This window comes from Rhizobium sp. PP-F2F-G48 (assembly GCF_004342335.1).
Classification (GTDB): domain Bacteria; phylum Pseudomonadota; class Alphaproteobacteria; order Rhizobiales; family Rhizobiaceae; genus Ferranicluibacter.
On the sequence record NZ_SLVH01000014.1, the window covers coordinates 107446 to 120569 of the forward strand.

Below are 13124 nucleotides of genomic sequence, written 5' to 3' on the forward strand. Positions count from 1 at the left end.
TCCTTGGATCTCATCTGCCCTATTGAAGGGGAGCTACCCTATCGCTTCGGAAGTGCGTGTCTATTCATCCACCTTCTCAAACATTGTCAGCCGTTAGAACTCGAGCGATTTCCGCTGGGTAAGCCAGACCGTAAGTGCCAGCACGATCAAGCCAGAACCGCCCGCAACGACAGCCACCCAACCTCCCTGCTGCCACAATACACTCGCCATCAATGAACCGATCGCACCGCCAATGAAATTGCATGCCACGAAGGCCGTGTTCAAGCGGCTACGTGAAGCTGGATCGATTGAAAGCAATCTAGATTGGTTGAGGACGTTCGTGGCCTGTATAGCGACGTCCAACAAAAGGACGGCAACAAGGACAGGGATAATGTGCGTCGAATTAAAGCCCGCAATCAAGAGCGATGTTAGGCCCAAAGCAAGTGCGGCGCCGGTACCTTGAACCGACAAGCCCCGATCATGCAGCGAGCCGGCTCGGCGGGCCGCAAGCGCGCCTGCAAGACCAACGAGCCCGACGAGGCCGATCTGGCTGACGGAATAGGAAAAAGGCGGCGAGCTGAGAAGGAACGTCAGTCCGGTCCAGAAAAGAGTGAACACGGCGAAGGCGCATGCGCCGATGATGAGCGTTATCTGAACCGGTCGATGCGCGTGGACAACCGTGAAAACCGAGAGGAGTAGTTTGCCGTAGGGAACTGTCGGCCGCGGCCTTTCCGTAGGCAAAGCCTTGGAGAGGAGGGCCGCGAGCAAGAGGATGAACAGCGCCGCCGCGATGTAGATCGCCCTCCAACCGAAAGCGTGGGCCAGAAAACCACTGATGGTGCGTGACAGAAGGATTCCGGTGATCAGCCCCGAAACGATAGTCCCGACCACGCGGCCGCGCTGTTCAGGCTTTGCCAGATCGCCGGCGAGAGGAGTTAAAAGCTGGCCGGCGATGGTCGTGAGCCCGACGGCAGCTAGTGCGGCAAGCAGAGTCGCAAAGCTCGGAGCCAGAGCGCATGCGACGAGAGCCGCAGCCGAACAGATCATGACAGCAGGTATAAGGCGTCGTCTGTTCATTGTGTCGCCAAGTGGCACGACGAGCAGGATGCCAAGCGCATAGCCAATCTGTGTTACTGTAATCAGCATCCCTGCAGTGCCGACGGAGACCCCGAGGGATCCGGCGATATCGGAAAGCAGCGGCTGCGCCCAATAAAGGTTGCCAACGGCAGCTCCTCCGGAAACCGCAAACAGCAGCGTCAGCGCTTGCGGCATGCCGGTGGTTTCAGTGTGTTCAGTAGGTGAGCTAGACATTGACAATTCCTCTAAAGGACGGAGGCGCGCCGGGTGCCAGCACACCTCCGTCTTTGCAGTTGTCTACTCTGTGTACGCACAAAAACCGTACAAGTTCTCAGCCTGCCGGACCTTCTACGATATAGACGCGCGAGGTCGCCGACCTCTGCCGGATTGGTCGGAGTTTCTCGTATTGGGGGGAGTTGTACCACGCCTTGGCCTTCTCCATGCTGTCGAACGCGATGACGACCATGCGCCCTTCGAAGCTTGAGCCTTCTAGGGAAACAATGTCCCCTCCGCCGCGCACGATGAAACGTCCGCCGAACGGCGTGAATGTTGCCTCCACCTGAGCGCTGTAGGGCTTGATCCCTTCCGGGTCCGTTACCTCAAACTCCGAGATATAGTAGGCCGGCTTCTCGGCGGCGGTCTGCTCCTGAGCACGGCTGCCATTGGGCAGGGACAGGTTGGCGGCGCCAAGTGCAATCGCGAGCATCGCGATACGAGCCTTTTTCATCGTTGGTTCCTCTAAACTTTCTACGGGATGGGATTAGCTAGTGCGACTTCGCACTCAGCTGAAAATTATCCGTCTCGAACAATTTTCGATCGATGATCATGTCCTTGGTGGTTGCCACATAGGTTTTGAAATGTGGAGAATCGCGATGAGCGTCGTAAGCTGCGTTGTCTGCATACATCTCGAAAAAGCGAAGATGGTTCGGCTTGCCCTTGATCGATACCGCGTAAAGCGCAAGGACCCCCGGTTCCACACGGATCGACGTTTCCATTTCGACCTTGACGGCCGAAGAATAGGCGTTCATCTGGGCCGGATCGATTTCGAGCTCGGCAATACGGATCACCGGCGAGGTCGCATCCTGAGCATTTACCGAATGGCCACCCAAGGCCAACATGATCACGGCGAGAGCCATAGAACAGTGTTTCATTTCCATTGATCTCTCCTCAGCTCGTTACTGTCGGCCGGCAAAAAGTTCCTTGACCACAGGCATGGCTGAGAACACGCAAGGCCAGCCGCAATAAAAAGCCAGTTGGGTAAGAGCCTCGGATGCCTGTTCCTGTGTCAGCCCATTATCCATCGCGCGACCGAGATGGTAGGTGATCTGAGCAACCTGCCCGTTCGCGATGAGGGCCGCGACGGTGGTGAGGCTTCGGTCGCGAGGAGCCAACCCCGGACGAAGCCAAAGGTTCTTGAACAGGACCTCGCCAGTATAGTGGACGACGCCGGGAGAGACTTCGCCGAAATTGGCCTGAACTCCCGTCGCGCGCTTTGCCTCGGCTTCTTCGTTGAGGGGAAGCAGTTCCGGCGATGCGTCCGGCAGTTGCTCGGCAGTGATACCGCGATCAGCGAATATATCCTTGATGATATCGACGGCGAAGAACGCATTGGACCATCCAGAGTAGAAGGCCAGATGCGTCACGATTTCCGAAAGCTCCGCAGCCGAGACGCCGCTGTCGAGCGCCTTGTTGGCATAATGGGGCAAGCCGATCGTCTGGTTGCGTGCGATCAGCGCGGCGACGGTGACGATGCTGCGGTCCCTCGCCGAAAGGCCGGAGCGGCTCCAGAGGTCGCTGACAACTGTATTTGCAGTGTAGGCGGCCAGGGCCGGAGAGACGCTGCGTACGTCGTCAAGCGTCAATGAGGGATGGTTGGGTGCGAGCGTGGACATGGCGCGATCCAATCAATCAGGAGTTTTCGGGAGTGATCTTGATCGTCGCTGCGCGGGCGCGGGCGCTGATCATCGGCTTCAGATATTGGCTCTTGGCGTATTTCACGCGGTAGGCATAATCGATCAGATCGTTGATCGGCTCTTCTACAGTCGTGAATGTGACGTCTCGGGTCATTCCCGCAACAGACACGCGACCGGCTCCCTGGGCGACCGCGGCCTGATACCATCTCGAAGCCTGTCCATTATATCCACGCACGTAAAGTTCACCATCGACCACAACGGACCAAATCCATGTCGGTGTGCCGAGGATGATGCCATCACCACGAAACGGAGAGATATGCAGATCATCCGATCCACCTATCGTGCCGAGCTCCTCATTTGACCATGCCATAAGAGACACCTTTCTTTGGTCGTGACGACCACAGGCGGCTGGTCGAGAAACCGCTGACAACGAACGTCACCGAGACGTGAATATATACCTCTATTTTTATTTCGATTAGCCGCTAATATCTCATTGAACCTATATTGGAGCTCAATGAATGCGACGGGAAGATCTTGGCGACCTGATGGCATTTCTCACCGTGGCAGAGGAGCAGAGCTTTACGAAAGCCGCGGCTCGTCTAGGGACGTCGCAATCCTCCCTCAGCCTGATCATTCGGCGGCTGGAGGCGCGGCTTGGTGTTCGTCTGTTAACGCGCACAACGCGAAGCCTTGCGCCGACTCCGGCGGGAGAACAATTGCTTTCAACGCTCGGGCCGGCCTTGGGAGACATTGATGCGCAGCTATCGGCCCTTACAGAATTTCGAGACAAGCCTGCGGGCAATTTCCGCATCACCGCCGGACAGCACGCCATCGACACCTTGATCTGGCCGAAGCTTTCAAAGCTCCTTCGCGACTATCCGGATATCAAGGTCGAGCTCAATGCCGAAACTGCGCTGACGGACATCGTGACAGATCGGTTCGACGCGGGGGTGAGACTCGGGGACCAAGTGCAGAAGGATATGATCGCGGTGCCCGTTGGGCCGATGGCGCGAATGATTTGCGTGGCTGCCCCAACCTGTTTCGATCAGCTTGCCCCGCCTTCCACTCCGCAGGAATTGACCGAACATCGGTGCATCAATCTGCGACTGCCAAGTTACGGTGGCTTCTATGCATGGGAATTTGAAAAAGACGGGCATGAAATGCGGGTTCGGGTGGACGGACAAGTTGCGTTCAATGGCGTGCCCCAGACGGTTACCGGGGCGCTGGATGGTTATGGGATTGCCTATATGCACGAGGACGTGGTGCGCGAGCATCTGGCTTGTGGACGATTGGTTCAGGTCCTGGCCGACTGGACACCGCCATTCCCAGGCTACCATCTTTATTATCCCTCCCGACGTCATCCCTCCCCTGCCTTTTCCATGCTCGTCGAAGCACTAAGGTATAGGCCGGTGGAGTAATACGGCAACTTACTGGGACGTTCATTGAAATTGGCTTGAAGATGGCATCCGCGCAGCGATAGCGCACGACTAATGGAAGCACCTGAGCATCTCTACAAAAGCGAGTGTACTGTGCAAGGCCATGCTCAGATTATGCTCATGCCAGACCTTCACGACCGAAGAGGCTGCAATCCCAACAGCCTTGGCCATCGCACAAACGGTCCAGTGCGTTGCTTCCTGTCGAGGCGTCTCAAGCGTCAGCGCCTCGACCCGCTCAACGAGTTCGCCATCAAGCGGCGCAATGCGGGCAGCCTGCTCTTGTCATGCAACAGTCGATCGACACCCTCGGACATGAAACGCGCCTGCCAGCGCTAAAGCGGATTCGATTTAATCCGGGTCATATCCCGCTGCCTCGTAGTCGTGCCGGCATTCCTCGGGGGAAAGCCAATTGCCTTGGGCTTCGGTGCGAACAGATCCGAGCCTCTGAAGCAGCATTATTGTAGGACGAAGGCCAGTGCGGTGGAGAATGGAGCGCATACAGTCTCTCCACACAGGTCGTAATCCTATGTCCGGGATCGCGGCGGCGGCGGCCTGATGTCAGTATGCTGATCCGTCTTGTGGTCTTGAGGCGATCCGCGATGACGACGTAAAATCTTCGATTTCTTATGCGATCTTCATGGTGGATTTTCAGATCGCACTTTTCGCAAGGCCGATCATGTCGGACCCAAAGCCGCCACTCCCTGCTTCGCCATCCGTGGCCATGATTGAGACGATCGTCAAGAGGGCAGCGTCGAACGCGCGGACGCAGGACGGATCGAACTGCGATCCGGCACGTGCGCGGATATGGTCGACGGTGCGCTGCAGGCTCCAGGCCTCTTTGTAGGGCCTCGCGGTGGTCAGCGCGTCGAAATTGTCCGCAATCGCGACGATGCGCCCCGCTAGCGGAATTGCGTCGCCAGCCAAACGAAACGGATAACCCTGGCCGTCCCAGCGCTCGTGATGGCTGCCTGCGATCTCCGCGGCGAGCTGGAGAAGACCGGACTTCGATTCCCTGAGAATATCGTTGCCGACGAGCGTGTGTCTCTGCATCGTCGCGAATTCCTGTTCGGTCAGTTTTCCGCTCTTCAGGAGGACTGCGTCCGGGATGGCGACTGAACCGCGCCGGGTTTGCCGGAGGCCATTTCGTTTAAGTTATGCGGCCATGGCTGGTGCGTCCAGGCTGGCGTAATACTGCTCCTCGGCTTCGGCTTGCGGTATGTTGCCTATGGGCTCCAGAAGACGGCGGTTGTTGAACCAATCGACCCACTCGAGTGTGGCGAACTCCACAGCTTCGAAGTTGCGCCATGGTCCTCGCCAATGGGTGACCTCTGCCTTGTAAAGACCGTTGATCGTTTCAGCGAGAGCATTGTCATAGCTGTCGCCAACGCTTCCGACGGAGGGCTCGATGCCCGCTTCCGCCAGTCGCTCGGAATAGCGAATGGACACGTATTGGGCGCCCCTATCGGAATGGTGGATGAGCCCACCGCGATGGACAGGCCGCCGATCATGAGGCGCCTGGTCCAAGACATCGAGGACGAAGCCAGAATGTGCGGTCCGGCTTGCCCGCCAACCGACAATGCGGCGTGCAAAGGCATCGATGACGAAGGCCACGTAGACGAAGCCCTGCCAAGTCGCCACGTAGGTGAAATCGGATAACCACAGCATGTTCGGCGCGGGAGCAAAGAACTGCCGGTTCACGCGGTCGAGTGGGCATGGGGCGGCCTTGTCGCTGATCGTCGTTCGGATCGGCTTGCCACGGATGGTGCCCTGCAGCCCCATTGCCCTCATAAGCCGAGCAACGGTGCAGCGGGCGATGTCGAAGCCCTCCTGCTGCAACTGCCGCCAGACCTTGCGCACGCCATAGACCTGGAAGTTCTCATTGAACACCCGGCGTATCTCGATCTTCAGGCCGATATCGCTGCGGGCTCGGACCGACAGGCGATCCACGTCCAGACGCTTGGCGACGTTCTCGAAGTAGGTTGACGGGGCAATCGGCAAAAGCCTGCAGATCGGCTCGACCCCGAACACCCCACGGTGTTCGTCAATGAACGAGATCATCGTTTGAAGGGGCGGTCGAGCTCCGCCATCGCAAAATCAGCAGATGCCTTGCGCAAAATCTCATTAGCTTGACGAAGCTCGCGGTTCTCCCGCTCCAAAGCCTTCATCTTCTCGGCGACATCGCTCGGCAGGCCTGCTCGCTTACCACTGTCGACCTCGGTCTTCTTGACCCATTCGTGCAGCGTGGCTGGCGAGCAACCGATCTTGGCCGCAATAGATGAAACAGCAGCCCACCGCGAAGGGTGCTCGGCTTCGTGATCCAACACCATACGAATGGCGCGTTGACGGACTTCAGGTAAAAACTTGTTCGTTGTCTTGCTCATAGTGGCTCCACTTTCTCAGAGTCGGACTCGAAAAGCCCTCATGGATATCGATACCTTGCGAGGCGTCTGGTGATGAGACGAATGTGGGCGATCATGATCCACGCCTCGGCTGATGCGATGGAACGCTCGACGTCCTTTGCCAATCTTCGGCATCTACCGAGCCACGCGAAGGTCCGCTCGACGACCCAGCGGCGTGGCAGAACTTGAAAGCCTTTAGCGTTGTCCGAGCGCTTGATGATCTCGACCGTCCAGCGCCCGATCTTCTTCAGCCGCCGCTTCAGCTTGTCGCCCGCGTAACCACCATCGGCGAAGACATGCAGCAACCAGGGCCACCTGTGGCGGATGGATTTCAGGAGATCGGGAGCACCGTCGCGATCCTGGATATCGGCGCTGTGTACCATGAGACCGACCATCAGCCCAAGCGTATCCACGATGATGTGACGCTTGCGCCCTTTGGTTTTCTTGCCCGCATCATAGCCTCGTATGCCGCCGCTTTCCGTGGTTTTCACGCTCTGGCTATCGATCACGCCAGCCGTCGGACTCGCCTCTCTACCCTCCAGCTCACGGGCCTCTATCACCAGATGATGGTTGATGCGCGCCCAAAGCCCCAGCGCCCGCCATTCATAGAAATAGCGCTGGACGGTCGAGCAGGGCGGGAAATCCTTCGGCAGCATGCGCCACTGGCAACCAGTCGTGGCGATGTAAAGCAGAGCGTTGACGACCTCGCGCAAATCCGTGGTACGGGGACGGCCCAAGCGGCGGGGCATGGGCAGAAAAGGCTCAACCAGTGCCCATTCCCGATCTGTCATGTCGCTTGCATAGCGTGCCGTCCGCCGGGCATAGTGCCGACGGGTGATTTTGGTCCAGGCCATCGTGAACTCCATCGAATCTCGCAAATCCGAAGGAATCATAACCTGTTGAAATCACCCACCTCTTTATAAGGCAGCCTCTCAGAAGTTGGAGCCTCCCGCAAACCCGGCGCGGTTCACTCCAGTGCCCCTGCTTCGTGCAGAGTACAACGCCCGACGCCGCTCATTGGAGACAGGTAGGGCTAGAAAGTGACGAGCCAACGCGCTAAATCAATTGTAATACAAATGCAAAGCCTACGCTGTGTTGACGACATTTGGGAGTACTACATGCTGGAGATGGAATATTTTGACCTCGATGAGGCAAGGAATGTCCTCGGACGCATGGCCAGTCTTGTTCTGGTGGAACCGTTAGAAACGCCCAAATTTCACATGCAGGGGCGCTTCCTGCAAACTGGCATGTTACGGATCTATAGAGCCTCGACGAGTACAGGCTATAAAGCTCACTATGACAGCGACCTCAATGATTTTGTTTTCTCAATTCAACGAAAAACCCTGGACTTGAATGCGCTTTCCATGCCTTCTGAAACAAATGCAGAGGCCACACTTTTCCTTGACCGTCGAGGCGCGGACGGGAAATCGATGTCAGCTATGTCTTCGCAGAAGGGTGTACTAATCGATGCCGACACTTTAACAAAAGGCGTAGCAGATCGCCTCGGCGGCGAAGAGTTGAACCGCATCAAATTCGCGGCGAGCGCAACGACCCCGGCGCTACATCTTGCTTGCGAAAGCATATGTGATGCTCTCTACAGTGGGCTTTCGGTTCATGGGGGCTTAGTTGGCAATTCATTGGCCGTTGCCAACCTTCATGACGCTCTCATCAACACAATCCTGTACAGTGCCAATCACTCGTACACTGAGGTTCTACGGCGAGGCGTCGTCGAGGTGCCACGGATCCTACGCCGCGCGATAGACTTCATCCAGGCCAATTCCCATTTGCCGATCACGCCCACGGAGGTCGCGGTTGCATGCGGGATGAGTATCCGATCGCTGCAACTGACATTCCGTGAGCGCCTCCAGACAACACCCAATCTCTACATCCGCAAAGCTCGCCTGATGCGGGCTTACGAAGACCTGCGAACTGGCGAGGGGCCGAGCGTCGGCGATATCGCACGGAGGTGGGGCTTCCCTTCCTCTGGAGCGTTTGCCCGACTTTTCCAAGCAGAGTTCGGCGAAAAGCCAGGCGATGTGTTCAGACGTTGATGGGAAGTCCGCCTTTAAAGTGAGCGAAACGCAGAAAAGGGCGCGGTTCCGCATATCTCGCATGCCGAGAACTATCGTTTACGTATTCTAAATTTCTTACCCCAATTCTAGGACAAAATCACGTTTGAGATTAAAGATTTCGAACGGTCGGCGGCATCGAACGGTGCGGTAGAACGGAGACTTGCTTGTCTAGTAATTGTTTGCGAGCACTAACGGTTTTCGATGCTATTCAACGTTCCGAGGCAATGTTTGAAGCGAAAATCGACGGGATGCACATCAAGACGAACGCTAAGCCGTTTCAGCCATTTGGGCTTACCCCTGTATGCTTTCGCAGTCAATTTCAAAAAACTCGACATATACTTGCGAGACGGTGTTATCGGGGTATATTAATTTATTAGTCGACAAGAAACCGTTTAATTAACATTCGTCCCAGATATATTTTCCTCATATCAAAAAATCTATAATTGACTACATCGCTCTTAAACAAGGGCGATTTTTGAATATTACAAGAGTACCATGAGAAAGATCCCCGTTATGCATATGCGTACAGACGAATCGAACGCCGGGACTAAGTCAAAGGTCACTGGCTTTAGCGTGTTGAAAAAGCTCGACATTCTTGATACGTCACCATGCGAAAGCTTTGACCGGATCACAAGAATAGCTAGCCAAATCTTTGATCTGCCGATCGCAGCAGTGTCGTTGAGCGACGTCGATCGCCAGTGGTTCAAGTCTCGCGTGGGCGTCCAGCATGAGTCGATCCCTAGATATCTCGCGCCCTGTGCGCAAGTCTCTGACAGCGCCAATATCCTTGTCATCAAAGATATGGCGGCAGACACGCGCTACTGCAAGAGCCATCTAGGACAAAGCGGAATTCGATTCTATGCAGGAGCGCCGTTGGTGACGAAGGAGGGGTTCGGACTTGGCGCACTCTGTGTCCTCGGCACAGAACCAAGAGACGTGACAGAGCGAGAAATACGAGCACTCACTGACTTAGCCGACATGGTCATGGCGCAGATCGAGCTCCAACATGCCTACGGCCGTATCGATCCCGTCAGTGGCTTACCGAACCGAAAGCAATTCTACGACGACATTGTTGACCTTGCGAAGGATGAGCATAATCTGGCCGTTCGTCTGGTCGTCCTTATCGACCTCGCGGGAACGTCACAGATCGATGATCTCGCGCGGGTCATCGGACCAGGACATCTGGACGCTTGCGTAAAGGCGGCTGCCTGTCTGCTAAAGGAAGAGGTTGGTCGACACAGGACAATCTACAATGTCTCGAACACGCAGTTTACGTTTCTGGCCGCTCACGGTTCACGGGAAGAAGACACGCTCGCAGAACTTGCTCATCTCTTGTCAAGATTGCAGGAAGTAACCGATCTCCACTTCCTTCTAGCCCCGGTCGCGGGAATATTTCCGTTTACACCCGGGTGTATTGAAGCGGCTGAGCTATTAAAGGCTTTAAACAGTGCCGCTCAGGATGCCCGTCAGGGCAACAGTCAAGTTGGCTTGTTCTCGCTTGAGCTGGATGAAAAGCATCGCCGTCATTTTAGAATTTCGCAGGACCTTAAGGCTGCGCTTTGCTCTAAAAATCAATTGTCACTTGTGTTTCAGCCGCGCATTGACCTGACTAGCGGGCGATGTATCGCTGTTGAGGTGCTGTTGCGCTGGCAGCATCCGGAACTTGGCACTATTTCTCCTGGTGAGTTCATTCCCATCATTGAGCGGTCCCTCGGTATTCGCGATCTGACCTTTTGGGTTCTAAATGCGGCGCTCAAGCAGGTGCGTTCGTGGATCGATAGCGGCCTTTCTCTGCCCGTTTCAGTAAATGTCTCAGCTGCCAATATCGATGATGGCGCATTCGCCGAACATGTTGTAGCGGCACTGATGCGCCATGGAGTACCGCCGACACATCTTGAACTAGAGGTCACTGAAAGCGCAATCATGAAGAATACTCAAACGGCAGTGAGGACTCTCGAGTCATTACGTGACGCTGGTGTTGCTCTGTCAATCGACGATTTCGGTACCGGATACAGCAGCCTCTCTTACCTGCAGAAGCTTCCGACAAAGGTCCTGAAAATAGATCAATCCTTCATCCGGGATTTGGAGAGTGACGAACGCGGACAATGCTTGGTTCAGTCCATGATCACCTTATCGCACGACCTCGGTTATCGTGTCGTGGCAGAGGGGATTGAGACCGCCGCAGTGCGAAAGGTTCTAACGCGCATGTCGTGCGATGAAGGTCAAGGCTATCTGTTCGCAAAACCTCTTGCAGCTCCAGCGCTTGAAGCGTGGCTCAAGTGCGATTTACGCCGCACTAGGACTGCGGCTTGATTTTTCTTAGCCAGTGTCCCCATAAACGGCTTCATCTTTTTGACGGTGTGTGATTCCATCTCCTTGAAAGGAGATTGCCATGCGCCGTCACGAATTGAGCGACGAAGAATGGGCTATCATCGTAAGCGTCCGGTGAAGCCGTTATCTGTCGGCTTGCCAGGCCGTGAGAAGTCCCAGGGTGACGTTGTGGGCATAGGCCCACAGGTCGAGATCGCGGGAGATGGACTCGCTGCCGTTGTCCACCCTGATCGTCTTGGGATAGCCGGTCTTCCGGCAGATGCCTTCCAGTGTCTGGACGACATCCTCGCCCCGGTAAATGAAGCGGGCGTCGGCGGCCGGGCAGTAGCGCGAGTGCGTGTCGACCACGGTCAGGATACGCAGCTTCTTGCCGGTCGCGAGCTGATCGTGAACGAAGTCCATCGCCCAGACGTCGTTCGGCCCGACAGCCTCCTTGCGATCGTCTCTGAGCTTTGCCTTCACCCGGCGCTTTGGATGCTTGTTGCGCAGCTGAAGCCCTAAAGCGTGTTGCGTTTTTCCTGATTCAGGATTTTCCAAGTGGCTGATTTGTGATTCACTGGCGCCATGGAAGGAGAACGACCATGGGCAAGCCGCATCCAATTGAGTTGCGTGCGCGTGTTGTTGCGTTTGTCGAGGAAGGCAATAGTCACCGGGAAGCTGCCCGGCATTTCCGGGTTTCTCCCAGATTTGTAAACAATATGATGATCCTGAAGCGAGCATCCGGCGGACTTGCGCCGGCCAGGCAGGGGCATCTGGGCGGCGGCAAGCTCACGGGACACGAGGAATGGGTTCGTTCACGCATGGCAGAGAACGGCGACCTGACGCTGGACGAATTGTGCGTCGAACTGGCAGGGCGTGGCGTCTCGGTCGTCCGCTCGACGGCCAGCCGATGTCTGCATCGGCTTGGGCTGAGCCATAAAAAAAAGCTTGCAGGCCGCCGAGCAGTTGCGGCCGGAGATCGCCCAAGCGCGTGACCTGTGGATCGACCGGCGAAAGCCATTCTTCAACAAGGCATTGGCGCGACTGATCTTTATCGATGAGACCTCGACCAATACCAAGCTGACGAAACGAAGGGGCTGGTCGCCAAGGGGGAAGCGCTATCGCACCCACGCGCCGTTCGGCTCCTGGAAAACCCAGACCTTCATCGCCGGTCTGCGCTGTCATGGCTTGACGGCACCCTGGATCGTCAATGCGCCAATGAACGGCCGCATCTTCGAAACGTGGATCGAAACTCAACTCGCCCCGACCTTGTCGCTAGGCGACGTGCTGATCCTCGACAATGTCGCCTTTCACAAAAGTCCGAGAGCAGAAGAATTGGTCAGGGCACGAGGTGCATGGCTTCTCTTCCTCCCACCTTATTCCCCGGACCTCAATCCCATCGAAATGGCCTGTTCAAAGCTTAAGACCCTGTTGCGGAAACGCGCAGCCCGTTCTTTCGATGCAATCTCAAATGCGCTTAGCGACATCTGCGATCTCTTCTCCATCACAGAATGCCGCAACTTCTTCAAAGCAGCAGGATATGAGGCCGAATAAATGCAAAATGCTTTAACTCGCTGTAAATCCTGCGTGTCTTCTTCATGTTGATCTTCCATCCATCGCGGCGCAAGTGAACATGGACACGCCGGTAGCCATACCGTAACCATGCGGTCAGGACCGCAGTAGCCGAGGCGTTTTGCGATTTCTTTCTGCCACTGGTTTCGATGGCGGGCCACCAATTCCGCGAAGATTGCGGATAGTCTGTTGAAGGTTTTCGATCCCCACTTGGTTGAACAAGATGATGTGCTCGCTGAGCTCTGAGGCCGGATAGTCATCATATGCACACTGACCTGCCACTGAGAATTTCCTCCAGACTTGATTAGAGTTCGGCCTGACGAAGGACGGACGAATGAAGAAGCAGAGATTTACGGAAGAGCAGAT

General features: G+C 56.0%; 11 protein-coding genes, 4 pseudogenes and 1 other annotated feature. Of the genes and pseudogenes, 4 read left to right on the top strand and 11 right to left on the bottom strand.

Annotated features, from left to right (window positions below; translation table 11 throughout):
- Positions 1–93 precede the first annotated feature (93 nt).
- The 5 genes from C8J36_RS23125 to C8J36_RS23145 form a co-directional block, all read right to left on the bottom strand.
- A complete protein-coding gene (locus C8J36_RS23125) occupies positions 94–1290 on the bottom strand; it encodes an MFS transporter (RefSeq protein ID WP_132537642.1) in 1197 nt (398 codons plus the stop codon).
- Positions 1291–1387: 97 nt separating this feature from the next.
- Entirely contained in the window at positions 1388–1783 is a 396-nt protein-coding gene (locus C8J36_RS23130; protein ID WP_110802859.1) for a DUF1330 domain-containing protein, read from the bottom strand.
- Positions 1784–1820: 37 nt separating this feature from the next.
- The gene (locus C8J36_RS23135; protein WP_132537643.1) at positions 1821–2213 is read right to left on the bottom strand and encodes a putative quinol monooxygenase; all 393 of its coding nucleotides are present in this window, start codon (positions 2211–2213) and stop codon (positions 1821–1823) included.
- An 18-nt stretch (positions 2214–2231) separates the two neighbouring features.
- Positions 2232–2948: a carboxymuconolactone decarboxylase family protein gene (locus C8J36_RS23140; RefSeq protein ID WP_132537644.1), complete on the bottom strand. Its 717-nt coding sequence runs from the start codon at positions 2946–2948 to the stop codon at positions 2232–2234.
- Between the two features lie 16 nt (positions 2949–2964).
- The gene (locus tag C8J36_RS23145; protein WP_132537645.1) at positions 2965–3339 is read right to left on the bottom strand and encodes a DUF2255 family protein; all 375 of its coding nucleotides are present in this window, start codon (positions 3337–3339) and stop codon (positions 2965–2967) included.
- A gap of 148 nt (positions 3340–3487) precedes the next feature.
- Between C8J36_RS23145 and C8J36_RS23150 the strand changes: the two genes are divergently transcribed.
- On the top strand, positions 3488–4387 hold the full coding sequence (locus C8J36_RS23150) for a LysR family transcriptional regulator (RefSeq protein ID WP_132537646.1): 900 nt from the start codon (positions 3488–3490) through the stop codon (positions 4385–4387).
- Positions 4388–4519: 132 nt separating this feature from the next.
- Here C8J36_RS23150 and C8J36_RS23155 read toward each other — a convergent pair.
- The 4 genes and pseudogenes from C8J36_RS23155 to C8J36_RS23170 all read right to left on the bottom strand — a co-directional run.
- Positions 4520–4737, bottom strand: a pseudogene (locus tag C8J36_RS23155) (helix-turn-helix domain-containing protein); the annotation flags it as partial.
- Between the two features lie 316 nt (positions 4738–5053).
- A pseudogene (locus tag C8J36_RS23160) lies at positions 5054–5518 on the bottom strand (HD domain-containing phosphohydrolase); the annotation flags it as partial.
- Between the two features lie 39 nt (positions 5519–5557).
- Positions 5558–6786 (bottom strand): IS3 family transposase gene (locus tag C8J36_RS23165; RefSeq protein WP_132537648.1). Its coding sequence is split into 2 segments (ribosomal slippage): positions 5558–6501 and positions 6501–6786, totalling 1230 coding nucleotides; the frame shifts between segments, so codons are not numbered across the junction.
- Positions 6389–6505, bottom strand: a sequence feature (AL1L pseudoknot). It overlaps the preceding gene by 117 nt.
- A 38-nt stretch (positions 6787–6824) precedes the next feature.
- The gene (locus C8J36_RS23170) at positions 6825–7658 is read right to left on the bottom strand and encodes an IS5 family transposase (RefSeq protein WP_062597273.1); all 834 of its coding nucleotides are present in this window, start codon (positions 7656–7658) and stop codon (positions 6825–6827) included.
- Between the two features lie 264 nt (positions 7659–7922).
- On the opposite strand from C8J36_RS23170, the gene C8J36_RS23175 reads away from it, so the two are divergent.
- The gene (locus C8J36_RS23175) at positions 7923–8855 is read left to right on the top strand and encodes a helix-turn-helix transcriptional regulator (RefSeq protein WP_165915149.1); all 933 of its coding nucleotides are present in this window, start codon (positions 7923–7925) and stop codon (positions 8853–8855) included.
- A 516-nt stretch (positions 8856–9371) separates the two neighbouring features.
- Positions 9372–11189 (top strand): sensor domain-containing phosphodiesterase, encoded by a 1818-nt coding sequence (locus C8J36_RS23180; protein ID WP_207897612.1) that lies wholly within the window; start codon positions 9372–9374, stop codon positions 11187–11189.
- 140 nt (positions 11190–11329) lie between these two features.
- On the opposite strand, the pseudogene C8J36_RS23185 reads toward C8J36_RS23180, so the two are convergent.
- A pseudogene (locus C8J36_RS23185) lies at positions 11330–11708 on the bottom strand (DDE-type integrase/transposase/recombinase); the annotation flags it as partial.
- Positions 11709–11788: 80 nt separating this feature from the next.
- Between C8J36_RS23185 and C8J36_RS23190 the strand changes: the two are divergent.
- A protein-coding gene (locus C8J36_RS23190) for an IS630 family transposase (protein WP_132537650.1) occupies positions 11789–12740 on the top strand; the annotation gives its coding sequence in 2 pieces (ribosomal slippage) (positions 11789–12124 and positions 12126–12740; 951 coding nt in all).
- A gap of 13 nt (positions 12741–12753) precedes the next feature.
- Here C8J36_RS23190 and C8J36_RS23195 read toward each other — a convergent pair.
- Positions 12754–12846 (bottom strand): annotated as a pseudogene (locus C8J36_RS23195) (IS3 family transposase); the annotation flags it as partial.
- Between the last annotated feature and the right edge of the window lie 278 nt (positions 12847–13124).

Coding starts and splice junctions, on each gene's coding strand:
- C8J36_RS23150 (WP_132537646.1), top strand. CDS start 3,488: ATGCGACGGGAAGATCTTGGCGACCTGATGGCATTTCTCACCGTGGCA.
- C8J36_RS23135 (WP_132537643.1), bottom strand. CDS start 2,213: ATGGAAATGAAACACTGTTCTATGGCTCTCGCCGTGATCATGTTGGCC.
- C8J36_RS23175 (WP_165915149.1), top strand. CDS start 7,923: ATGCTGGAGATGGAATATTTTGACCTCGATGAGGCAAGGAATGTCCTC.
- C8J36_RS23180 (WP_207897612.1), top strand. CDS start 9,372: ATGAGAAAGATCCCCGTTATGCATATGCGTACAGACGAATCGAACGCC.
- C8J36_RS23170 (WP_062597273.1), bottom strand. CDS start 7,658: ATGGCCTGGACCAAAATCACCCGTCGGCACTATGCCCGGCGGACGGCA.
- C8J36_RS23145 (WP_132537645.1), bottom strand. CDS start 3,339: ATGGCATGGTCAAATGAGGAGCTCGGCACGATAGGTGGATCGGATGAT.
- C8J36_RS23125 (WP_132537642.1), bottom strand. CDS start 1,290: ATGTCTAGCTCACCTACTGAACACACTGAAACCACCGGCATGCCGCAA.
- C8J36_RS23140 (WP_132537644.1), bottom strand. CDS start 2,948: ATGTCCACGCTCGCACCCAACCATCCCTCATTGACGCTTGACGACGTA.
- C8J36_RS23130 (WP_110802859.1), bottom strand. CDS start 1,783: ATGAAAAAGGCTCGTATCGCGATGCTCGCGATTGCACTTGGCGCCGCC.